We start from the raw sequence: 21,626 nt of genomic DNA, 5'->3' as shown, positions 1-21,626 counted from the left end.
CATGGCGTCGGTCGCGTCCGCCGTCGCCGCATGGGCCAGGTCGTCCGCGAGCACCGGGCCGGCGCCGCCGCATCCACTGGGCCTGGGCTGCGCGGCGGCGTTGCTGGCCGGGGCGGTGGCCGGCCTGTTCCTGCCGGCGCTGCCGCCGGCGCCGCTGCGCTGGCTGGCGCTGGTCGCCGGCGTGCTGGCATGGACATGGCCGTGGCGCGGCCGCGCCGCCGGTGCGCTGCTGGTCGGGGTGGGCTGGGCCGGCCTGCATGCGGGCTGGGCGCTCGCCGCGTGGCTGCCGCCGGACCTGGAGGCACGCGAGGTGCGCGTCGCCGGGCAGGTGCTGGGCCTGCCGCAGCACGAGGCGCGGCGCACGCGCTTCCAGTTCCGGGTGGAGGGCGACGACGCACCGGAGCCGCTGCGCGGGCGGCGCCTGCAGCTGTCCTGGTACGACGATTTCGGGGCGCAGGAGGCCGGGCCGCGCATGGCGCTGCAGCCGGGTGCGCGCTGGGAGTTCCAGCTGAAGCTGCGCGCGCCGCGCGGGCTCGCCAATCCCGGCGGGTTCGACGCCGGCCGCCATGCACTGGCGCAGCGGATCGCCGCCACCGGCTACGTGCGTGCGCCGCAGCTGGCGCGCGAACTGGCGCCGGCCGCGGGCATCGACGCCTGGCGCGCGCGCATGGCCACGCGGATCGAGGCGGCCGTGCCGTCGCCGTCCTCGCGCTTCGTGCGGGCGCTGGCGCTGGGCGACACGCGTGGGCTGGACGATGCCGACTGGGAGACGTTGCGCGCGGTCGGGTTGACCCATCTGATCGCGATCTCCGGCTTCCATGTCGGCCTGGTCGCGGGGTTCTTCGCCTGGCTGGCGGTGGTGGCCTGGTGGCTGTGCCCGTCGCTGGGGCGGTGGTGGCCGCGCCCGCAGGCCGCGGCGGTCGCGGCGGTGCTGGGTGCGGCCGGCTATGCGGCGGTGGCCGGGTTCGCGCTGCCGACGGTGCGCACGCTGTTGATGATCGCGGTGGTGGCCGGCGCGCGGTTGGGGCGGCGGCCGCTGGGCGCGTGGCAGGCGTTGTCGCTGGCGCTGGCGGTGATGCTGCTGGTGGATCCGCTGGCGGTGCTGCAGGCGGGGTTCTGGCTCAGCTTCGCCGGCGTGGCCTGGCTGGTGTGGTGCTTGCCGGCGCAGGCTGGGCGACGCTGGCTTCGCGATTTCCTGACGGCGCAGGGCGTGGCCACGCTGGGGCTGCTGCCGCTGGGGGCGGTGCTGTTCCTGCAGGCCTCGCTGGCCGGGCCGCTGGCCAACCTGCTGGCGGTGCCGTGGTGGAGCCTGGTGGTGGTGCCGCTGTCGTTGCTGGGTACCGGGCTCGAAGCGTTGCATGCCGGCGCTGGCGGTTGGGCCTGGCGCGCGGCGGCGGCGTGTTTCGATCCGAGCTGGGCGCTGTTCGAGCGCATGGCGGCCAGTCCGCTCGCCTTGTGGTGGCTGCCGGAGGCGCGTGCCTGGGCGTTGCCGCTGGCGCTGTTCGGTGCGTTCTGGCTGTTGCTGCCGCGCGGCGTGCCGGGTTGGCCATTGGCGCTGCTGCTGTGGCTGCCGCTGCTGTGGCCGGCGCGCGAACTGCCGCGCCCGGGCGGGGTGGAACTGCACGTGCTGGACGTGGGGCAGGGCCTGGCGGTGGTGGTGCGCAGCGCCGACCACGCGCTGCTGTACGACGCCGGCCCGGCGGTGCGCGACGGCTGGGATGCGGGCGAGCGCGCGGTGATGCCGGCGTTGCGCGCGTTGGGCATCGCGCGGTTGGACCGGGTGGTGATCAGCCATGCCGACCAGGACCACGCTGGCGGTTGGCCGGCGGTGCGCCGCGGTGTGCCGGTGGACGCATCGCTGGCGCCGGCCGGCGCGCCGGTGGACGTGCAGGGCGCCTGCGAGGCGGAGCAGGGCTGGACCTGGGACGGGGTGCGGTTCGGCTTCCTGCATCCGCCGCCGCATTTCCCCTACCTGCGCAACGAGGCCAGCTGCGTGCTGCGGATCGAGTCGCCGCATGGCGTGGTGCTGTTGCCGGGCGACATCGGCGAGGTGGTCGAGCGGCGCCTGCTGCGCGAGCCGGCGGCGTTGCGTGCCGACGTGGTGGTGGTCGCGCACCATGGCAGCGACGGCTCGTCCTCGGCCGGTTTCGTCGCCGCCACCGGCGCGCGCCTGGCGCTGGTGGCGGCCGGCCACGGCAACCGCTTCGGCCACCCGCGCGAGGCGGTGGTGCGTCGCTGGCAGCGCCACGGCGCCGAGGTGCTGGCCACCCCGCGCTCCGGTGCGATCCGCGTCTGGCTCGACGCCGACGGCCTAGCCGTCCGCGAACGCCGCGCCTGGCGTTCCCGCTCCTGGCACCCCGACGACCCGCCGTTGTAGGGGCCCAGCTTGCTGGCGACACGGGCGTTGGAACCCCGAGGGCGTCGCCTGTGCCAACGGCGTCGGGTCGCCGGCTGAACCCGGCTCCTACAACAGCCACGACGCGACCGATTTTCTGTAGGAGCTGACTTCAGTCGGCGACCCGGGCGTCGGGATCACGAGGGCGTCGCCTGAGCCGACGACGTCGCGTCGCGGGCAAGCCCGGCTCCTGCAAGAAGCCGGAGCACCCAATCCCCGTCGTCCCGGCGAACGCCGGGACCCAGTGACTTCGGCTTTGCAACGACATCGGCCCGCGATCGAAAGACGCTGGGTCCCGGCGTTCGCCGGGACGACGAGTGGAATATCGGGAAGGCTCGGCAATCCGGTCCGGCAGGCCGGAACGTGCGCCCCGCCGCGTTCCCACCCGGGCGGGCTGGCGCGCGGGCCGCGTTTGCCGTCATCCTTACGGTTCGTGGATGCGGCCAAGTGCCGGAGGTGGTTCAGGTGTGGGAGCTGGTCAAGGCCGGTGGATGGCCGATGCTGCCGTTGCTGCTGCTGGGCGTGGCGGCCCTGGCGATCATCCTGGAGCGGCTGTGGAGCCTGCGCCGCGCCGAGGTCATGCCGCCGAAGCTGGGTGAGGAGGTCCGCAACTGGGCCGCGCGCGGCCAGCTGGACCCGGCCCACATCGAATCCCTGCGCCGCAACTCGCCGCTGGGCGAGCTGCTGGCCGCCGCGCTGGACGTGCGCCACAAGCCGCGCGAGATGGTCCGCGAGCGGCTGGAGGACACCGGCCGCCACCTGGTGTTCAAGATGGAGAAGTTCCTCAGCGCGCTGGGCACCATCGCCAGCGCCGGCCCGCTGCTGGGCCTGCTGGGCACGGTGGTGGGCATGATCCAGATGTTCCTGGGCATCCTCGACCACGGCCTGGGCGACGTGAGCCAGCTCGCCGGCGGCATCGGCAAGGCGCTGGTCTGCACCGCCACCGGCATGATCGTCGCGGTGCCGGCGCTGATCTTCCACCGCTTCTTCCGCAGCCGCATCGCCGGCTACGTGATCGAGATGGAACAGGAGGCCACCGCGCTGCTCGACGCGCTGGACAACGCCCGCCCGGCGCCGCAGGTCCCGCCGGCCGTGGCCGCGCAGGCCGCCGCGGCCCGCGCCGCCGCCGCGCGCCCGGCGCCGGCCGCGCCGGTCCGCCGCTGAGACCGCCATGCGCATCCGCGACCAGCGCGCCTACGACGAGCCGGGCATCGACCTGGTGCCGCTGATCGACGTGATCCTGGTGCTGATCATCTTCTTCGTGATCACCACCACCTTCGACGTGCGCTCCACGCTGCAGCTGCAGCTGCCGGTGGCCAGCCCGCAGGCGCCGCCGCCGGCGCGGACCCTGAACATCATCGTCAATGCCGACGGCCGCTACTTCGTCGGCGAGCGCGAGGTCCTGCGCACCGACATCGAGGCGGTCAAGCAGGCCATAGTGGAAGCGGCCGGCGACGACCGCGAACTGCCGGTCATGCTGCGCGCCGACGCGCGCACGCCGTACCAGGCGGTGGTCACCGCCCAGGACGCGCTGGCCCAGCTGGGCTTCCGCCGGATCGCCATCGCCACCGCGCCGGACACGCCGGCACCGGAGCCGCAGTCTTGAGCGGCCGCCACCCGCCGGCCTGGCCGATCTACCGGCGCCTGCTCGGCTACGCCGGGCGCTACCGGGTGTTCCTGGCCGCGGCGCTGCTGGGCATGCTGGTGGAGGCGGGCGCCGGCGCGGCCTTCATCTGGCTGATGGAGCCGCTGACCAACCGCGGCTTCGTCAATCCCGAGCCGCGCATGGCGGTGCTGCTGCCGCTGGCCATCGTCGGCCTGTTCGTGCTGCGCAGCGCGGCCACCTTCGTCACCGACTACGGCATGGCCCGCACCGGCCGCAGCGTGGTCCGCGACCTGCGCGAGCAGGTGCTGGCCAAGTACCTGCGGCTGCCGTCGACCCAGTTCGATGCCGAGTCCACGCCGGTGATGGTCAGCCGCCTGAACTTCGACACCGAGCAGGTCACCCAGGCCAGTTCCGAGGCGCTCAAGACCCTGGTCACCGACACCCTGACCATCGTCTACCTCCTGGCGCTGATGCTCTACATGAGCGTCAAGGTGACCCTGGCGATGCTGCTGATCACCCCGCTGATCGGGGTGATCGTGTGGTACGTGGGCAAGCGCTACCGCCGGATCAGCGGCGGCATCCAGGACGGCATGGGCCGCATGGCCGCCAGCGCCGAGCAGTCGCTGTCCGCGCAGCAGGACGTGAAGATCCATGGCGCGCAGGCGCAGGAGATTTCGCGCTACTCGGGGCTGGCCAACCGCATCCTCGGCCTGAACATGAAGGTCGAAACCACCCGCGCGGCCGCGTCGGGCATGGTCCAGCTGCTGGCGGCGATCGCCCTGGCGCTGATCGTGGCGGTGGCCACGCGCGAGGCGCTGGCCGGGCGGCTCAACGCCGGCCAGTTCATCAGCCTGATGACCGCGATGATGGGCATCATCCCGTCGCTGCGCCGGATCACCAACGTGCAGACTGCGATCGCGCGCGGCGTGGCCGCGTCCGAGCGGCTGTTCGCGATCCTCGACGCCGAGGAGGAGGCCGACACCGGCACGCGCACCCTCGGCCGCGCGCGCGGCGAACTGGTGTTCGACCAGGTCAGCCTGCGCTACCGCGACCAGCCCGGCTTCGCCCTGGACGACATCAGCTTCAGCGCGCGGCCGGGCACGGTGACCGCGATCGTCGGCCGCTCCGGCAGCGGCAAGACCAGCCTGGTGCGGCTGGTGCCGCGCTTCTACGAGCCCAGCAGCGGCCACATCACCCTCGACGGAGTGGAGCTGCACGACTACCGCATGGCCGACCTGCGCCGGCAGATCGCCCTGGTCGGGCAGAAGGTGATGCTGTTCGACGACACCGTGGCGGCCAACATCGCCTACGGCATGCAGGCCGACCGCACTGCGATCCGCGCCGCGGCCGAGGCGGCCAACGCCTGGGAGTTCATCGAGCGCCTGCCGCACGGCCTGGACACGCCGATCGGCGAGAACGGCGCGCTGCTGTCCGGCGGCCAGCGCCAGCGCCTGGCGATCGCCCGCGCGATCCTGCGCGACGCGCCGGTGCTGATCCTGGACGAGGCCACCGCCGCGCTGGACAACGAGTCCGAGCGGCTGGTGCAGGACGCGCTGCAGCGGCTGATGCCCGAGCGCACCACGCTGGTGATCGCGCACCGGCTGTCGACCATCGAGCACGCCGACCAGGTGCTGGTGCTGGACCACGGCCGCCTGGTCGAGCGCGGCAATCACGCCGAGCTGATGGCTGCCGGTGGACTGTACGCGCACCTGCACGGCATGCAGTTCCGCGAGCGCCGGGCCGGATGAGGCCAGCGGAGGGACGAACGGCATGAGCAAGGGAGCGCCACGAACGCCGGCCTGGTGGTTCGGTGATGCGGCCGTGCCGGTGTGGGCGCGGCTGCTGGCACCGGTCTACGCCGGCGTGGTCGCGTTGCGTGGGCACCTGTACCGGACCGGCCTGTTGCGCCAGCGCCGGGTCGAGGTGCCGGTGCTGGTGATCGGCAACCTGGCCGCCGGCGGCGCCGGCAAGACCCCATTGACCCTGGCCGTGGTGCAGAAGCTGCGCGAGGCCGGGTGGCGCCCGGGCGTGGCCAGCCGCGGCTACGGCCGCCGCGACGAAGGCGTGCCGCGCTGGGTGACCGCGGAAACCGCGCCGGAGGAGGGCGGCGACGAACCGGTGCTGATCGCGCGCCGGCTCGCCGTGCCGGTGCGGGTGGACCGCGATCGCGCCGCCGCGGCGCGCGCGCTGGCCGAGGCCGGCTGCGACATCGTGGTCTGCGACGACGGCCTGCAGCACTACCGCCTGGCCCGAGACGTCGAGATCGAAGTGGTCGACGGCACCCGCCGCTACGGCAACGGTCGGATGCTGCCGGCCGGCCCGCTGCGCGAGCCGGTCGAGCGCGGCCGCTGCTGCGACTTCCGCGTGGTCAACCTCGGCCATGCCGCCGAGCCGGGCGGGACCGGCTTCGGCGAATGGCCGATGCAGCTGCAGTCGCGCGCGGCCCTGCCCATCGCCGGCGGGCGGCCGCGTGCGCTGGCCTCGTACATCGGCATCCGCGTGCACGCGGTGGCCGGCATCGGCAACCCGCAGCGCTTCTTCGACATGCTGCGCGCGCTGGGCGTGGGCGTGGTCCCGCACGCCTTCCCCGACCACCACGCCTACCGTGCCGAGGACCTGGAGTTCGGCAACGATCTGCCGGTGCTGATGACCGAGAAGGACGCGGTCAAGTGCGCGCCGTTCGCCGACGCGCGCTGCTATTCGGTTCCGGTTGACGCCGAACTGCCCGCCGCGTTCTGGGTCGCGCTGCTGGACCGCCTGGCGCGCCTGCGCTGAGGACGCCTCTGCCTGAGAGACCGATTCCGGGGACCTCTGTCTCGGCCGCGACTGGAAACATTCGGCCGTTCCGACAGCCGGCGCGTCGAAGCCCCTCTCCCCCCGGGTGAGGGGTTGGGGTGAGGGTCGGTACCCGAAGAAGCCCCCGATCGCCGTCGCTCCTCCGTACCCTCATCCGCCCTTCGGGCACCTTCTACCCCGTAGGGCACCTGGTCCCGGAGGGCGAAGGAAGTGCATCCGCGCGTTGCGTCAGCCGCCGGGACGACGGGGACGGAAGTTGTCCGACGACGGCACGCTTCCATTGAGCCACTCCCGGTTGCTCCTACAATGCGGCCGATCCACTGGGAGGAACGCATGGAGCCCTTGCCCGATTTCGTCGTCGCCATCCCGGCCCGCTACGCCGCCAGCCGCCTACCGGGCAAGCCGCTGCGCCCGCTCGGCGGCGAGCCGCTGGTCCTGCACGTCGCCCGCCGCGCGCTCGAAGCGGGTGCGCGCGAGGTCTGGCTGGCCACCGACGACGAGCGCGTGGCCGCGGCCGTCGCCGGCGTCGCCGGCGTGCGCGTGGCGATGACCTCGCCCGACCACGCTTCCGGCACCGACCGCCTGGCCGAATGCTCCGCCACCGCCGGCTGGGACGACGACACCGTGGTGGTCAACCTGCAGGGCGACGAACCCTTCGCTCCGCCCAGCGGTATCCGCGAGGTCGCGCGCGCGCTGGTCGACAGCGGCGCGCCGATGGCGACCCTGGCCGAGCCACTCGCCGATGCGCAGACCCTGTTCGACCCGAACACGGTCAAGCTGGTCCGCGCCGCCTCCGGCGATGCGCTGTACTTCAGCCGCGCGCCGCTGCCGTGGCCGCGCGATGCCTTCGCCCGCGACCGCAGCGTGCTGCCGGCGGGCGGGCACTGGCTGCGCCACATCGGCATCTACGCCTACCGCGCCGGCTTCCTGCAGACCTTCGCGCGGATGCCGCCCGGCCGGCTGGAGCAGGTCGAATCGCTGGAGCAGCTGCGGGTGCTGGAGGCCGGCCACCGGATCGCGGTGGCGCTGGCGCCGGCGCCGTTCCCGCCGGGCGTGGACACGCCCGAGGACCTGGCCCGCGCCGAGGCGCGGCTGCAGGGCGCCGGCGGATGAAGTCGGCAGCTACCCGGCTCCTCGTGGTGTGCCTGGGCAACATCTGCCGTTCGCCGCTGGCCGAAGGCGCGCTGCGCGCGCGGATCGAGGCCTCGCCGCTGGCCGGCCGGGTCCAGGTGGACTCGGCCGGCACCGGCGGCTGGCACGCCGGCGAGCCGCCGGACCGGCGTGCCATCGCCTGCGCACGCGGCCACGGCGTGGACATCGCGGCGCTGCGCGCCCGCCAGCTCCGCAGCCGCGACTTCGCCGACTTCGACTGGCTGCTGTGCGCCGACGCCGACAACCTGCGCGACGTGCGCCGGCTGGCGCCGCCGCCGGCCCGCGAGCGCGTGGCGCTGCTGCTGGACTGGGCCGGCACCGTGCCCGCGGGCGAAGTGCCGGACCCGTACTACGGCCACAGCGACCACTTCGAGGAGGTCTGGCAACTGGTCGATACAGCCGCACAGGCGGTCGTCGCGCGCCTGTCCGCCCGGCCGGTGTCCGGCATAATCGGCCCATGAACGCGGCCACCCTCCAGGAACTGCCCCGCGAACTGCCCTGGCTCAACGCCCAGGCAGCCTCCCTGCACGAGTTGCGCGGCCGCCCGGTGGTGCTGGCGTTCGTCAACGCCGCCTCGGTCTGGTGCGCGCAGCGCCTGGCGGAACTGGCGCAGTGGCAGGGGCGCAACCCCGGCCGCATCCAGGTGCTGGTGGTGCAGGTGCCGCGCTTCGACAGCGAGCGGGTGCCGCAGCGCTCGCTCAAGCTGCTGCGCCGGCTGGGCGTGGCCTCGCCGGTGCTGCTCGACGCCGACTGGGCCGCGTGGCAGCGCTACGGCATCGAGGCCTGGCCGACGCTGCTGCTGGTCGACGCCGACGGCGCCGAGCGCGAGCGCATCGTCGGCCTCGGCGGCGACCTGGACCGCTCGCTGTTCGCGCTGATCGAGGGCCTGCCGCCGCCGCTGGAGGAGGACCTGGTCTCCGCCGAGACCCTGCCCGAGCCGCGCCTGAGCCTGCGCTTCCCGGCCGGGATCGCCGCCAGCGGCGACCGCCTGTACATCGCCGACAGCGGCCACCACCGCATCCTCGAATGCAGCCACGCCGGCCGCATCCTGCGCCAGTTCGGGCTGGGCACCGCCGACTTCATGGACGGCCCGGCCGACCAGGCCGCGTTCAACCGCCCGCAGGGCCTGGCCCTGGAGCGCGAGCACCTCTACGTCGCCGACGCCGGCAACCACGCCCTGCGCCGGATCCAGCTGGGCACCGGCCAGGTGGACACGCTGTGCGGCAACGGCCGGCCGGGCGATCCGGCCGAGGGGCCGGTCAATCCGGCCGCGCGCGGCCCGCTGCACCATCCGCTGGCGCTGGCCGCGGCCGCCAACCAGGTGCACATCGCCAGCGCCGGCGACAACCGTATCTGGAGCTACGACCTGGGCCGTGGCGAACTGCGCCTGCGCGCCGGCTCCGGCCGCCTGGAACTGCGCGACGGCAACGCGATGATGGCCGCGTTCGCGCAGCCGGCGGGCCTGGCCGCGGTGCAGCAGGTGCTGTACGTGTGCGACGCGCTGGGCTCGGCAGTGCGCTCGCTGCAGCTGCGCAACGACCTGGTCCAGACCCTGGTCGGGCAGGGTCCGTGGGAGTTCGGCGACACCGACGGCCCGCGCTCGTCGGCGCGGCTGCAGCATCCGCTGGGGATCGCCCTGAGCGCCGACGCGCCGCTGCTGTGGATCGCCGACAGCGGCAACGGCATGCTGCGCACCCTGCGCCTGGGCGGCGGCGAGCTGAGCACGGTCGAGCTGCCGCGGCGCCTGCACGGCCCCACCGGCCTGGCCATCGCCGGCGGCGCGGTCTGGATCGCCGAAACCGACGCCCATGGCGTGCTGCGCTACGACATCGTCACCGGCAGCCTGGAAGACGTGTCGATCGACGAATGAACGACCCGGCGGGAGATCCTGCGGCAGGGCAGTTCGACGGCAAGGCCTTCGTCGCCCAACTGAGCACCGCGCCGGGCGTGTACCGCATGTACGCCGCCGACGGCAGCCTGCTGTACGTGGGCAAGGCCGGCGCGCTCAGGCGCCGCGTGGCCAGCTACTTCAACAACGCGCCCAGGACCCCGCGCATCCACGCCATGGTGGCGCAGGTGGCGCGCATGGAGGTCACGGTCACCCGCACCGAGGCCGAGGCGCTGCTGCTGGAGAACCAGCTGATCAAGTCGCTGGCGCCGCGCTACAACGTCTCCCTGCGCGACGACAAGAGCTACCCGTACGTGCTGCTGACCCAGGAACAGTGGCCGCGGCTGGCCTTCCACCGCGGCCCGCGCGCGGTGCAGGGACGCTACTTCGGCCCGTACGCCAGCGCCGGCGCGGTGCGCGAGACCATGGACCTGATGTTCAAGCTGTTCCGCCTGCGCAGCTGCGAGGACAGCGTGTTCCGCAACCGCAGCCGGCCGTGCCTGCAGTACCAGATCGGCCGCTGCTCGGCGCCGTGCGTGGGCCTGGTCGAGGCCGGCGAGTACGCCGAGTCGGTGCGCCGCGCCTCGCTGTTCCTGGAGGGGCGCAGCGACGAGCTGGGCGAGGAACTGGCCGCGGCGATGGAGGCGGCCAGCGCCAGGCTCGAATTCGAGCAGGCCGCGCGCCTGCGCGACCTGCTGGCGACCCTGCGCGGGCTGCAGGCGCGGCAGTACGTGGACGGCCACGCCGCCAACCTCGACGTGCTGGCCTGCGCGATGCAGGGCAGCGCGGCCTGCGTGCTGCTGCTGGCGTTCCGCGACGGCCGCAACCTGGGCACGCGCGCGTTCTTCCCGCGCACCAACGGCGAGGACAGCGCGGAGGAAGTGCTGGCCGCGTTCGTCTCCCAGTACTACGCCGAGCAGCCGCCGCCGGCGGAGATCGTGCTCGACCGTCCCATTCCCGACGCCGGGCTGATCGAGCTGGCCCTGGCCGAGGCCGTCGGGCGCAAGGTGGCGCTGAAGTCCAGCGTGCGCGGCGAGCGCGCCGGTTACCTGGACCTGGCCAAGCGCAATGCGCAGTTGGCCCTGGCCACCGAGCTGGCCAGCCGCGGCGCGCAGCAGGCGCGCAGCGAGGCGGTGCGCGACCTGCTCGGCCTGGCCGAGGTGCCGGCGCGGATCGAGTGCTTCGACATCAGCCACACCCTGGGCGAGGCGACCGTGGCCTCGTGCGTGGTGTTCGACCCGGCCGGGCCGGTGCGCAACCAGTACCGGCGCTACAACATCGCCGGGATCGAGCCGGGCGACGACTACGCGGCGATGCGCCAGGCGATCGAGCGCCGCTTCCGCCGCGCGCTGGAAGCCGGGGCCGGCTCCGACCAGGCACCGGACGCGGCGCCGGGCCTGGCGAGGAACGCGGTGCTGCCGGACGTGCTGCTGATCGACGGTGGCGCCGGGCAGTTGGCGCAGGCGCGCGAGGCGCTGGCCGACCTGGGCGTGGAGGGCGTGCTGCTGGTCGGCGTGTCCAAGGGCGAACAGCGCCGCGCCGGCGAAGAGACCCTGGTCCTGGCCGACGGCCGCGAATTGCGTCCGGGCGCGGCCTCGCCGGCGCTGCAGTTCATCCAGCAGGTCCGCGACGAGGCGCACCGCTTCGCCATCACCGGCCACCGCGGCCGGCGGCAGAAGGCGCGCACCACCAGCCGGCTGGAGGACATCCCCGGCATCGGCCCGCGCCGGCGCGCCGCGCTGCTGCGGCATTTCGGCGGGCTGGCCGGGCTCAAGGCCGCCGGCGAAGAGGAGATCGCGCGGGTGGAGGGCATCAATGCCGCACTGGCCGCGCGCATCTACGCTACCCTGCACGGGCTGGAGCCCCCGGCGGCGGAAAACGGATGAAGAAGAAGGTCCGATGAAGTTGACCATCCCGACCTGGCTGACCCTGCTGCGGATCGTGCTGATCCCGGTGCTGGTGGTGGTCTTCTACCTTCCGTACCAGTGGACCAACTTCGCCGCCGCGGCGGTGTTCATCCTGGCCGCGGTGACCGACTGGCTCGACGGTTGGGTCGCGCGCCGCTACCACCAGTACTCGGCGTTCGGCGCCTTCCTCGACCCGGTGGCCGACAAGATGATGGTGGCCGTGGCCTTGTTCCTGATCGTGCAGGGGCACCCGACGCCGTGGATGGCGTTCTGGGCCGCAGTCATCGTCGGCCGCGAGATCGCCGTGTCGGCGCTGCGCGAGTGGATGGCCGAACTGGGGCAGCGGGCCACGGTCAAGGTGGCCTCTATCGGCAAGATCAAGACCGTCGCGCAGATGGTGGCGCTGTCGTGCCTGCTGTATGCGATCAATCCGCGCTCCCCGCTGCAGCCCGGCACCGACATCTGGCTGGGCGAACTGGTGTTCCATGTCGGCGACTGGCTGCTGGCCGCCGCCGCGGTGCTGACCCTGTGGTCCGGTTTCCAGTACCTGCACGCGGCCTGGCCGGCGCTGCGCGCCGACGAGCAGGCCGCCGCCGCCCGCGCCACCGGGGAAAAGCGCAAACCCGGTTGACAGCGCCCGCCGAATCCCTAAAATGCGCGTCTCCCAAGCGGGAATAGCTCAGTTGGTAGAGCGCAACCTTGCCAAGGTTGAGGTCGCGAGTTCGAGTCTCGTTTCCCGCTCCAGACACGATTGATCCTGCCGTCGCCCCGGCGCCGGACAGGATCGAAAACGGACCCCGGCAACGGGGTTTTGTTTTGTCGGGCCGGCCCCCAGCGATTACACTGCGGTGGCGGCGCGAGCCTCCGGCCTGGTGGCAGAGTGGTTATGCAGCGGACTGCAAATCCGCGTACGCCGGTTCAATTCCGACCCAGGCCTCCATCCTCCGACCCCCGCTTCCGGCGGGGGCGTTGCGTTTCAGGCGCCGCAAACGCGCCCCGCGATGCCGCGGCCGCCGGATTCAGCGTTGGCGCCGCGGCCCGGTCGAATGCCGGATCTGCAGCTGGTAGGGCACCTTCACGATGCTGCCGACGCCGTGGCCGGTGATCTCGTCGAGCAGCTGGCGGGCGGCGATCCGGCCCATCTCGCGGCTGGGTTGGCGGATCGTGCTCAGGCTCGGCCAGACCTGGCGTGACATCGGGGTGTCGTCGAAGCCGAACACCGACAGCTGCTCCGGCACGGCCAGCCCGCGCGCGGCGGCCTCGTACAGCACGCCGCAGGCGGTGTCGTCGTTGGCGCCGAAGATCGCCGTGGGCGGGTCGTCCAGGTCGAGCAGGCGGCGCGCGCCGGCGATGCCGGACTCGAACGAGAACTCGCCCTCGATCACCAGCGCCGGATCCGGTTCGATCCCGGCCTGGTTCAGGCCATCCAGGTAACCAGCCAGGCGCCAGGCGCGCGCACCATGGCTGCGGTGGCCGGTGATGTGGGCGATGCGCCGGTGCCCGAGCGCGACCACGTGGGCCATCATGTCGGCCACCGCCGCGCGTTCGTCCAGGGTCGCGCCGATGCGGGCGTTGTTGCGCTTGGCCGAGATCCCGGCGTAGCGCACGTCCAGTTCGCGCAGCCGGCGCAGCAGCGGCAGGTCGTCGGTCAGCGGCGGGGTTAGCACCAGCCCGTCCGGGCGGTACTGGTTGACCAGCCCTTCGACCGACTCGACATGGCCGCGGCGACCGAAGTCGACCGGGCGCAGGGTCAGGCCGTAGTGGGCCTGTTCGCAGGCCGCCAGCACGCCCTCGATGATCTCCATCACGTAGTTCGAGGACGGGTTGTCGTACAGCAGCGAGATCAGGTACGAGCGCCGGCCGGCCAGGCTGCGCGCCGAGGAGTTGGGCCGGTAGTGCAGCTGGCGCGCGGCTTCCTCGACCTTGTGCCGGGTGTCCTCGCGCACGTTGGGTTCGCGGTTGAACACCCGCGAGACGGTCTTCATCGACACGCCCGCCGCCGCGGCGACGTCCTCGATCCTGGCGCGCATGCGTTCGTGGCCCCTTGCCCGCCTGCCGATCGCGGGTCCGCCGCATGATAGCAACGCGCCGCGCCGGACGGCGGTCGCGCCGCCGACGGCGGTGGCACAATGCACGGGCCGCGCCCGGGTGGTGAAACTGGTAGACACAGGGGACTTAAAATCCCCCAGCCGAAAGGCTATGCGGGTTCGACCCCCGCTCCGGGCATGCCTTGTGGCAGGCGGGCTCCGTGTCGAATGGCCGGGCCGGCACCTCCAGCGCAACGCGGGTCCGGTGCCTACCTGGTGCCTACTTGCACAACCAGACAGGAGCTCCATGTCCGAACCTTCAGTGCCGCTGCCGCCCGCCGACGCCCGCATCGCCGTGATCGGCCTGGGCTACGTGGGCCTGCCGCTGGCGGTGGCCTTCGGCGCGCAGCGCGAGGTGCTGGGCTTCGACATCGATGCGGGCCGGGTGCAGGAGTTGCGCGGGGGCGTCGACCGCACCCTGGAACTGGAGCCGGAGGAGATCCGCGCGGCGACCCGGCTGCGCTTCGACAGCAACCCGGCCGCGCTGGCCGGCTGCGACATCTTCATCGTCGCGGTACCCACGCCTATCGACGCTTCGTACCAGCCCGACCTGGAGCCGCTGCGCGGGGCCAGCGAACTGGTCGCCGCCGCGTTGCGGCGCGGCGCGCTGGTGATCTACGAGTCCACGGTCTATCCCGGCACGACCGAGGAGATCTGCGTGCCGATCCTGGAGCGGGGCTCGGGCCTGCGCTTCAACGCCGATTTCAGCTGCGGCTACAGCCCCGAGCGGGTCAGTCCCGGCGACCGCCAGCGGCGCCTGGCCGACATCCGCAAGATCACTTCCGGCTCGACCCCCGGGGTGGCAGCGGCGGTGGACGCGCTGTACCGGCCGGTGATCGCCGCCGGCACCTACGCCGCGCCGTCGATCCGCGTGGCCGAGGCGGCCAAGGTGGTCGAGAACATCCAGCGCGACGTCAACATCGCCCTGGTCAACGAACTGGCGCTTGTATTCGACCGCCTGGGCATCGACACCGCCGACGTGCTCGAGGCGGCCGGCACCAAGTGGAACTTCCTGCCGTTCCGCCCGGGCCTGGTCGGTGGCCACTGCATCGGCGTGGACCCGTACTACCTGCTGCACAAGTCCGAGAGCGTGGGCTACCACCCCGAGCTGATCCATACCGCGCGCGAAGTGAACGAGCGGGTCGGCACGCACGTGGCCGACCGCGTGCTGGCGATGCTGCGCGAGCGCGGCGTGGTCCCGGCGGACGCACGGGTGCTGGTGCTGGGCGTGACCTTCAAGGAGAACTGCCCGGACCTGCGAAACAGCCGTGCGCTGGACCTGGCCCGGCAGCTGGCCGAGGCCGGCGCCCGGGTGGAGGCCTGCGATCCGTGGGCCGATGCGGAGGAGGTCGCGCGGCAGGGCGTGGCGCTGCGCAGCGAGCCGGAGGCCGGCCGCTACGACGCGGTGGTGCTGGCGGTGGCCCACGACGAGTACCGCGGCTACGACGCCGGGCAGGTGCGCGCGCTGGGCCGGCCGGGCGCGGCGGTATACGACGTCAAGTCGGTGTGGCCGCGCGAGGCGGTGGACGACCGCCTGTAGCCACCGCTGCCGCGCCGCGTCTGTTGGCTCCCCCATCTCCGTCGTCCCGGCGAACGCCGGGGCCCAGCGACTCATGCTCTGCCATGACGTTGTGCCTGGCTGAGAAATCGAAGGCACTGGGTCCCGCCGTTCGCCGGGACGACGGGCCGGCCTCATTGGCGCCATTCACGCACCTGTCGACGTTGTCCACGCGCCTACCCATGTCGTCCGCGGCTAGACTGGCCCACATCCGTTCCGCAGGGAGCATGGGATGATCCGCTACTCGGCGTACGCCGCCAGCTGGGTGCTGTTGCTGGTGTCGCTGGCGCTGGCGCTGCGCTGGCCCGGCTGGTGGTGGGGCGCTGGCATCGGCGGCGTGCTGATGCTGCTGGGCACCTGGGACCTGCTGCAGACCCGCGCCACGCTGCGCCGCAACTATCCGATCCTGGCCCACTTCCGCTACGGGCTGGAGTCGGTGGGTCCGGAAATCCGCCAGTACTTCATCGAGAGCGATACCGCCGAGGCACCGTTCTCGCGGCAGCAGCGCGCGCTGGTCTATCGCCGCGCCAAGGGCGTAATGGACGTGGTCCCGTTCGGTTCGCTGCAGGACGCCTACGCGGTGGACTACGAGTGGATCAACCATTCGCTGGCGCCGACCCAGATCGCCAGCCACGATTTCCGCATCCTGGTCGGGCCGGAAACCGCGCAGCCATATTCGGCCAGCGTGTTCAACATCTCGGCGATGAGCTTCGGCTCGCTGTCCGCCAACGCGGTGCGCGCGCTCAACGAGGGCGCCCGCCGCGGCGGCTTCTACCACGACACCGGCGAAGGTTCGATTTCGTCCTATCACCTGGAGCACGGCGGCGACCTGGTCTGGGAAATCGGCTCGGGCTACTTCGGCTGCCGCGACGCGCACGGGCGCTTCGATCCGGCGCGCTTCGCCGAGCGGGCCGCGCGGCCGCAGGTGCGGATGATCGAGGTCAAGCTCTCTCAGGGAGCCAAGCCCGGCCATGGCGGCGTGCTGCCGGCGGCCAAGGTCAGTGCCGAGATCGCCGCCACCCGCGGCGTGCCGATCGGCATCGACTGCGTGTCGCCTTCGCGGCATTCGGCCTTCGACAGCCCGCTGGGACTGCTGGAGTTCGTGGCCCGGCTGCGCGAACTGTCGGGCGGGAAACCGGTCGGCTTCAAGCTGGCGATCGGCCATCCCTGGGAGTGGTTCGGCATTGCCAAGGCGATGCGCGAGAGCGGAGTGTTGCCGGACTTCATCGTGGTCGATGGCGCCGAAGGCGGCACCGGCGCGGCGCCGGCCGAGTTCATCGACCACATCGGCGTACCGATGCACGAGGCGCTGCTGCTGGTGCACAACACCCTGGTCGGGCTGGACCTGCGCGACCGGGTGCGGGTCGCGGCGGCCGGCAAGATCACCAGCGCCTTCGACATCGCCCGCACCTTGGCCCTGGGCGCGGACTGGTGCAACGCCGCGCGCGGCTACATGTTCGCGCTCGGCTGCATCCAGTCGATGAGCTGCCACACCGACCGCTGCCCGACCGGGATCGCGACCCAGGACCCGCACCGCTGGCGGCATCTGGACCCGGCCGACAAGGCCACCCGCGTGCACCGGTTCCACGACAACACCCTGCACGCGCTGCGCGACCTGCTGTGCGCGGCCGGGCTGGAGCATCCGTCGGACCTGGGGCCGGAGCACATCCTGCGCCGGGTGTCGCCGGTGGAGATCCGCTCGCTGGCCGCGCTGTACCGCTACCTGCGCTGCGGCGAGCTGCTGGAGGGCATCCCCGACCACGCCGTTTTCCACGATTTCTGGTCCGAGGCGCGCAGCGATGCGTTCCAGCCGCCGGCCCGGGTCGACGCCCTGCGCCGCAGCAAGGCCTGCTGAACCGGCGGGCCCACAGGCGGGGGCCGGCGTTGACCGGATCGCCACGCGGCTTTAACATGCGCACCCCGCATCACCCGTGCGGAAGCACCAAGTTTTCGGGCGGTTAGCTCAGCGGTAGAGCATTGCCTTCACACGGCAAGGGTCACAGGTTCGATCCCTGTACCGCCCACCAGATCTCCAGCATCCCCAGGGACCGGCCACGCGCCGATCGCTGCCAAAGGCCGGCTCACCCCGGCCTTTCGCGTTTTCGGCGCTCGGCGGAACCCGCGCCGACGCCTTCACACCTCCCGCCGGCAGCAGGCTTAACAAACGCCGGTGCCAGCAGGCATGATCGGCGATCAGGCCGCGCGGCGGCCCGAACAGGGGAGGCCGATCCTTGCAGGACAGCGTCACCACTTCCTATGTCCGCTGGCGCCTGCCGCTGCTGATCTCGGCGGTGGTGCTGATCCTGCTGGTCCCGTACCTGCTGGTCCGGCAGTGGTCCAACTACAGCACCGACGCGCACCGCCAGGTGAGCCATACCCACGAGGTGGCGGCGGCCGCGTACGCGCTGGAGGCGCTGATCCGCGAGACCGATTCGCTCGGCCTGGCGCTGGGCACCGGCAGCGTGAATACCAACCTGCGCCAGCGGCTGGAGAATTCGATCGCGCAGATCGACCCGCAGGTGCGGCGCCTGACCGAGCTCACCCGCGACAACCCCGAGCAGCAGGTGCTGGTCGGCCGCCTGCAGAGCCTGATCCTGCGCCGGGTGGACGTGGCCCGCCGGTTGTCGCTGGGCACGACCGCGGCCGAACGGCTGGACCTGGTCGACGAGCTGTACGGGCGCTACCAGGTCCGCCAGCTGTTCGACGACTTCCTCAGCAACGAGCAGGCCCTGCTCAGCGAGCGCCAGGCCTATGCCGAGACCCAGCGCCGCCGCGTGCGCTTGCTGAGCCTGGCCGCGGTGCTGGGACAGCTGGCGCTGATGGGTGGCGTGATCTACCTGCTGTACCGGATGGAGCAGCGCCGCATCGCCTCGGAGACCGGGCTGCGCCTGGCCAGCGAGCGCGCGCTGGCGATGGTGCAGACGGTGCGCGAGCCGATCGTGCTGCTCGACCGCGAACAGCGCGTGCTGATGCACAACGCGGCCTTCGCCGAGCTGTACGCCGACGAGGCGGGGGACGTCCGCCACGGCCCGCTCGAGGACGTCGGCCACGGTGCCTGGCGCGACACGGTGATCCGCCAGCGCCTGGCCGAGGTGGTCGGCCGCGGCCGCGAGCTGTGGGACTTCGAGCACGTGCAGCGCACCGCCGACGGCGTGACCCGGACCATGCTGCTCAACGCCCGGCGCATGCAGCTGCCGGACCGCGACGACGACGTGGTGCTGATGACGGTCAGCGACATCAGCGCGCAGAAGGCTGCCCAGCAGCGGATCGGCGCCCTCAACCGGCAGCTGGAGGGCAAGATCGAGCAGGTGACCGAGGTCAACCGCGAACTTGAAGCGTTCAGCTATTCGGTCTCCCACGACCTGCGTGCGCCCCTGCGCCATGTGGCAGGATTTGCCGACAAGCTCGGGCGGCACCTGGGAGACGGGCTCGACGACAAGGGGAAGCACTATCTCGATGTGATCGGCAACTCCGCCCGGCGGATGTCCAGCCTGATCGACGACCTGCTGGTGTACTCGCGCCTGGGCCGCAACGCGATGAAGCTGCAGGCCGTGGACATGCAGTCGCTGGTCCAGGAGACGCGCGCGGTGCTGGACGCCAACCGCCAGGCGGACGCGGAGGAGGGGCTGGCCGCGCACCGGATCGAATGGCGCATCGCGCCCTTGCCGATCGTGGTCGCCGACGAGAACATGATGCGGCAGCTGTGGTTGAACCTGCTGGGCAACGCGGTCAAGTACTCGGCGCGGCGCGAGCCGGCGGTGATCGAGGTCGCCGTGGAGCCGACGCCGGAGGGCGGGCACCACTTCAGTGTCCGCGACAACGGCGTGGGCTTCGACATGGAATACGCCGGCAAGCTGTTCGGCGTGTTCCAGCGCCTGCACAAGGCCAGCGACTATCCGGGCACCGGCATCGGCCTGGCCAGCGTGCGCCGGGTGGTGACACGCCACGGCGGCCGGGTCTGGGCCGAATCGGCGCCCGACCAGGGCGCCACCTTCCATTTCGTCCTGCCCGGGCAGGACGCGATTTCCACCATGGAGTCCCCTACATGATGAGCGCGATCCGCACCATCCTGCTGGCCGAAGACAGTCCCGCCGACGCCGAGATGGCGATCGACGCCCTGCGCGAGGCCAACCTGGCCAATCCCATCGTCCACGTCGAGGATGGCGTGGAGGCGCTGGACTACCTGGAGCGCCGCGGCCGCTACGCCGACCGCCCGGACGAGGAGCCGGCGGTGCTGCTGCTGGACATCAAGATGCCGCGCATGGACGGGCTGGAGGTGCTGCAGCGGATCCGTGCCAGCGAGAAGCTGCGCCGGCTGCCGGTGGTGATCCTGTCGTCCTCGCGCGAGGAAAGCGACCTGGCCCGCAGCTGGGACCTGGGCGTGAACGCCTACGTGGTCAAGCCGGTGGACGTCGAGCAGTTCTTCGGCGCGGTCAAGACCCTGGGCAAGTTCTGGGCGGTGATCAACGCGACGCCGAACGGCGAAGGCTGAGCGATGCCACTGCGGGCGATCAGCAGGGAGACGCGGTTCCGGGTCCTGTTCGTCGAGGATTCGCCGGAGGACGCCGAGCTGCTGCGCATGCAACTGGAGGACGCCGGCCTGGCCGCCGACTTCCTGCGGGTGGACGACGAGCCGGGCCTGCGCGAAGCGCTGGCGTCTTTCCATCCCGACATCGTCCTGTCGGACCTGGCGATGCCGGGGTTCTCCGGGCACGACGCGCTGCGCATCGTGCGCGAGCACGCGCCGGGGCTGCCCTTCATCTTCGTCTCCGGCACCATCGGCGAGGACGTGGCGGTGCAGGCGCTGCACGAGGGCGCCAGCGACTACATCCTCAAGCACAGCAACGCGCGCCTGCCCGTGGCGGTGGACCGCGCCCTGCGCGAGGCGCGCACCGAGGCCGAGCGCGCCCGCGCCGAGGCCGAGCTGATGCGCAGCCAGCGGCTGGAAAGCCTGTCGCTGCTGGCCGCCGGGCTCAGCCACGACCTGCGCAACATCCTGCAGCCGTTGCTTATCGTGCCCGAGCTGATCGCCCAGCGCAGCGAGGACCCGCGGCTGCACCAGCTGGCCAAGGTGGTGGCCGAGTGCGGCCGCCGCGGCCACGAGATGGCCGAGTCGATGTTGTCGTTCGTGCGCGGTTCGCGCCGCGCCAGCGAGCGGATCCAGCTGTCCGACCTGTTCCACGCGGTGCAGTTGCTGCTCAAGGGCAGCCTGCCGCGCCAGGTCGAACTGGAAGTGCGGCTGTCCGACCCGGCGCTGACGCTGGAGGGCAACTACACCGAGCTGCAGCAGTGCCTGCTCAACCTGTGCCTCAACGCGATCCAGGCCATGCCCGGCGGGGGGCGCCTGGAACTGGCCGCGGAGGAGGCCGACGGCGGCGTGCGCCTGGTGGTGATCGACACCGGCGACGGCATGGACGCGCAGACGCTGGAGCAGCTGTTCATTCCGTTCTTCACCACCAAGTCCAGCGGTACCGGGCTGGGCCTGGTCTCGTGCAAGCGCATCGTCGACGGCCTCGGCGGGCGCATCGCGGTGGCCAGCACGCCGGGCGAAGGCACCCGTTTCGACGTGTGGCTGCCGGCACCGGCGGACGAGGCCGGGGCAGAGGCCGAGGAAGCCGCGCCTTTGATGGCCGGGCAGGGCGAGCACATCCTGCTGGTGTTCCGCGAGGGCTCGCGCCTGTCGCTGATGACCAATGCCCTGGCCAGCCAGGGCTACCGGCCCGAGCCGGCACCGGACGGCGTTGCGGCGCTGCGGCGCTGGGCCGAGTCCGGTGCGGTCGACCTGGTCGTGGTCGACAGCGGCATCGAGTTGTTCCCGCCGGAAGTGCTGCTGTCGACCATGCACGAGTCCGGCTACGAAGGCCCGGCGATCCTGATCGAGGACGAGGAGGCCAGCTTCGATCCGGCGCGGGTGCCGGCGGCGATGCCGCTGCGCCGCATGTACCGGCCGCTGGACATGCATCGCCTGTTCGAAGCGGTCGCCGACGCGCTGTCCAGCCGCGCATAACGTTTCCCACAGGGCCTTCTCCAACAGCGATCGGGTTCCACCCCCGCGTGTCGTTCCGTGACAGCCAGACGCGTAGCACCGGCTTTTTGTAGGAGCCGGGTTCAGCCGGCGACACGGGCGTCGGGAATACGAGGGAGTCGCCTGTGCCAGGGCGTCGTGTCGCCGGCTGAACCCGGCTCCTACAACAGCTGCGACTGCGACGTGGTCCCGTGGCGCTGCCGCCGTCCGGA

At 72.3% G+C, this 21,626-nt stretch carries 16 protein-coding genes and 4 tRNA genes; 19 read left to right on the top strand and 1 reads right to left on the bottom strand.

The window, feature by feature from the left end:
* Window position 1 precedes the first annotated feature (1 nt).
* The 12 genes from WQ53_RS00715 (at window position 2) to WQ53_RS00660 (ending at window position 12,684) form a co-directional block, all read left to right on the top strand.
* On the top strand, window positions 2-2,377 hold the full coding sequence (locus tag WQ53_RS00715; protein WP_082112777.1) for a DNA internalization-related competence protein ComEC/Rec2: 2,376 nt from the start codon (window positions 2-4) through the stop codon (window positions 2,375-2,377).
* 483 nt (window positions 2,378-2,860) lie between these two features.
* The gene (locus WQ53_RS00710; protein WP_052633810.1) at window positions 2,861-3,559 is read left to right on the top strand and encodes a MotA/TolQ/ExbB proton channel family protein; all 699 of its coding nucleotides are present in this window, start codon (window positions 2,861-2,863) and stop codon (window positions 3,557-3,559) included.
* A 7-nt stretch (window positions 3,560-3,566) separates the two neighbouring features.
* Window positions 3,567-4,001, top strand: a complete 435-nt coding sequence (locus WQ53_RS00705; RefSeq protein ID WP_052629547.1) for an ExbD/TolR family protein — start codon at window positions 3,567-3,569, stop codon at window positions 3,999-4,001.
* Entirely contained in the window at window positions 3,998-5,749 is a 1,752-nt protein-coding gene (msbA, locus tag WQ53_RS00700) for a lipid A export permease/ATP-binding protein MsbA (protein ID WP_052629546.1), read from the top strand. The genes WQ53_RS00705 and msbA overlap by 4 nt, the downstream gene beginning before the upstream one ends.
* Before the next feature lie 22 nt (window positions 5,750-5,771).
* Window positions 5,772-6,776 carry a tetraacyldisaccharide 4'-kinase gene (lpxK, locus tag WQ53_RS00695; protein WP_052629545.1) on the top strand — a complete coding sequence of 335 codons (1,005 nt, stop codon included), beginning with the start codon at window positions 5,772-5,774 and terminating at the stop codon, window positions 6,774-6,776.
* A 363-nt stretch (window positions 6,777-7,139) separates the two neighbouring features.
* Window positions 7,140-7,910 (top strand): 3-deoxy-manno-octulosonate cytidylyltransferase, encoded by a 771-nt coding sequence (kdsB, locus tag WQ53_RS00690; RefSeq protein ID WP_052633808.1) that lies wholly within the window; start codon window positions 7,140-7,142, stop codon window positions 7,908-7,910.
* Window positions 7,907-8,410 (top strand): low molecular weight protein-tyrosine-phosphatase, encoded by a 504-nt coding sequence (locus WQ53_RS00685; RefSeq protein ID WP_052629544.1) that lies wholly within the window; start codon window positions 7,907-7,909, stop codon window positions 8,408-8,410. The genes kdsB and WQ53_RS00685 overlap by 4 nt, the downstream gene beginning before the upstream one ends.
* The gene (locus tag WQ53_RS00680) at window positions 8,407-9,819 is read left to right on the top strand and encodes a redoxin domain-containing protein (protein WP_052629543.1); all 1,413 of its coding nucleotides are present in this window, start codon (window positions 8,407-8,409) and stop codon (window positions 9,817-9,819) included. Before WQ53_RS00685 ends, WQ53_RS00680 begins: the two co-directional genes overlap by 4 nt.
* Entirely contained in the window at window positions 9,816-11,723 is a 1,908-nt protein-coding gene (gene uvrC, locus WQ53_RS00675) for an excinuclease ABC subunit UvrC (RefSeq protein ID WP_052629542.1), read from the top strand. The genes WQ53_RS00680 and uvrC overlap by 4 nt, the downstream gene beginning before the upstream one ends.
* Window positions 11,724-11,736: 13 nt before the next feature.
* The gene (gene pgsA, locus WQ53_RS00670) at window positions 11,737-12,375 is read left to right on the top strand and encodes a CDP-diacylglycerol--glycerol-3-phosphate 3-phosphatidyltransferase (RefSeq protein WP_052629541.1); all 639 of its coding nucleotides are present in this window, start codon (window positions 11,737-11,739) and stop codon (window positions 12,373-12,375) included.
* A gap of 37 nt (window positions 12,376-12,412) precedes the next feature.
* A tRNA-Gly gene (locus WQ53_RS00665) sits at window positions 12,413-12,488 on the top strand.
* 122 nt (window positions 12,489-12,610) lie between these two features.
* Window positions 12,611-12,684: transfer RNA gene (locus WQ53_RS00660), tRNA-Cys, on the top strand.
* Window positions 12,685-12,763: 79 nt separating this feature from the next.
* Here WQ53_RS00660 and WQ53_RS00655 read toward each other — a convergent pair.
* Window positions 12,764-13,774, bottom strand: a complete 1,011-nt coding sequence (locus WQ53_RS00655) for a LacI family DNA-binding transcriptional regulator (protein WP_052629540.1) — start codon at window positions 13,772-13,774, stop codon at window positions 12,764-12,766.
* Window positions 13,775-13,886: 112 nt separating this feature from the next.
* On the opposite strand from WQ53_RS00655, the gene WQ53_RS00650 reads away from it, so the two are divergent.
* From WQ53_RS00650 to WQ53_RS00620, 7 genes are all read left to right on the top strand, one after another.
* A tRNA-Leu gene (locus WQ53_RS00650) sits at window positions 13,887-13,970 on the top strand.
* Between the two features lie 108 nt (window positions 13,971-14,078).
* Window positions 14,079-15,371: a nucleotide sugar dehydrogenase gene (locus WQ53_RS00645; RefSeq protein ID WP_052629539.1), complete on the top strand. Its 1,293-nt coding sequence runs from the start codon at window positions 14,079-14,081 to the stop codon at window positions 15,369-15,371.
* Between the two features lie 250 nt (window positions 15,372-15,621).
* The gene (locus WQ53_RS00640) at window positions 15,622-17,244 is read left to right on the top strand and encodes an FMN-binding glutamate synthase family protein (protein WP_052629538.1); all 1,623 of its coding nucleotides are present in this window, start codon (window positions 15,622-15,624) and stop codon (window positions 17,242-17,244) included.
* Between the two features lie 97 nt (window positions 17,245-17,341).
* Window positions 17,342-17,416, top strand: a tRNA-Val gene (locus tag WQ53_RS00635).
* Window positions 17,417-17,620: 204 nt separating this feature from the next.
* Complete coding sequence (locus WQ53_RS00630) at window positions 17,621-19,438, top strand: sensor histidine kinase (protein ID WP_052629537.1); 1,818 nt, start codon at window positions 17,621-17,623, stop codon at window positions 19,436-19,438.
* Entirely contained in the window at window positions 19,438-19,881 is a 444-nt protein-coding gene (locus tag WQ53_RS00625; protein WP_052629536.1) for a response regulator, read from the top strand. Before WQ53_RS00630 ends, WQ53_RS00625 begins: the two co-directional genes overlap by 1 nt.
* 3 nt (window positions 19,882-19,884) lie before the next feature.
* Window positions 19,885-21,396: a hybrid sensor histidine kinase/response regulator gene (locus tag WQ53_RS00620; protein WP_052629535.1), complete on the top strand. Its 1,512-nt coding sequence runs from the start codon at window positions 19,885-19,887 to the stop codon at window positions 21,394-21,396.
* Window positions 21,397-21,626: the final 230 nt, after the last annotated feature.

This window comes from Pseudoxanthomonas suwonensis (assembly GCF_000972865.1).
In the GTDB taxonomy this organism is placed as follows: Bacteria; Pseudomonadota; Gammaproteobacteria; order Xanthomonadales; family Xanthomonadaceae; genus Pseudoxanthomonas; species Pseudoxanthomonas suwonensis_B.
This window is presented reverse-complemented; position numbering and strand designations above follow the sequence as displayed.

Coding starts and splice junctions, on each gene's coding strand:
- WQ53_RS00715 (WP_082112777.1), top strand. CDS start 2: ATGGCGTCGGTCGCGTCCGCCGTCGCCGCATGGGCCAGGTCGTCCGCG.
- WQ53_RS00705 (WP_052629547.1), top strand. CDS start 3,567: ATGCGCATCCGCGACCAGCGCGCCTACGACGAGCCGGGCATCGACCTG.
- lpxK (WP_052629545.1), top strand. CDS start 5,772: ATGAGCAAGGGAGCGCCACGAACGCCGGCCTGGTGGTTCGGTGATGCG.
- WQ53_RS00685 (WP_052629544.1), top strand. CDS start 7,907: ATGAAGTCGGCAGCTACCCGGCTCCTCGTGGTGTGCCTGGGCAACATC.
- WQ53_RS00680 (WP_052629543.1), top strand. CDS start 8,407: ATGAACGCGGCCACCCTCCAGGAACTGCCCCGCGAACTGCCCTGGCTC.
- uvrC (WP_052629542.1), top strand. CDS start 9,816: ATGAACGACCCGGCGGGAGATCCTGCGGCAGGGCAGTTCGACGGCAAG.
- pgsA (WP_052629541.1), top strand. CDS start 11,737: ATGAAGTTGACCATCCCGACCTGGCTGACCCTGCTGCGGATCGTGCTG.
- WQ53_RS00655 (WP_052629540.1), bottom strand. CDS start 13,774: ATGCGCGCCAGGATCGAGGACGTCGCCGCGGCGGCGGGCGTGTCGATG.
- WQ53_RS00645 (WP_052629539.1), top strand. CDS start 14,079: ATGTCCGAACCTTCAGTGCCGCTGCCGCCCGCCGACGCCCGCATCGCC.
- WQ53_RS00640 (WP_052629538.1), top strand. CDS start 15,622: ATGATCCGCTACTCGGCGTACGCCGCCAGCTGGGTGCTGTTGCTGGTG.
- WQ53_RS00625 (WP_052629536.1), top strand. CDS start 19,438: ATGAGCGCGATCCGCACCATCCTGCTGGCCGAAGACAGTCCCGCCGAC.
- WQ53_RS00620 (WP_052629535.1), top strand. CDS start 19,885: ATGCCACTGCGGGCGATCAGCAGGGAGACGCGGTTCCGGGTCCTGTTC.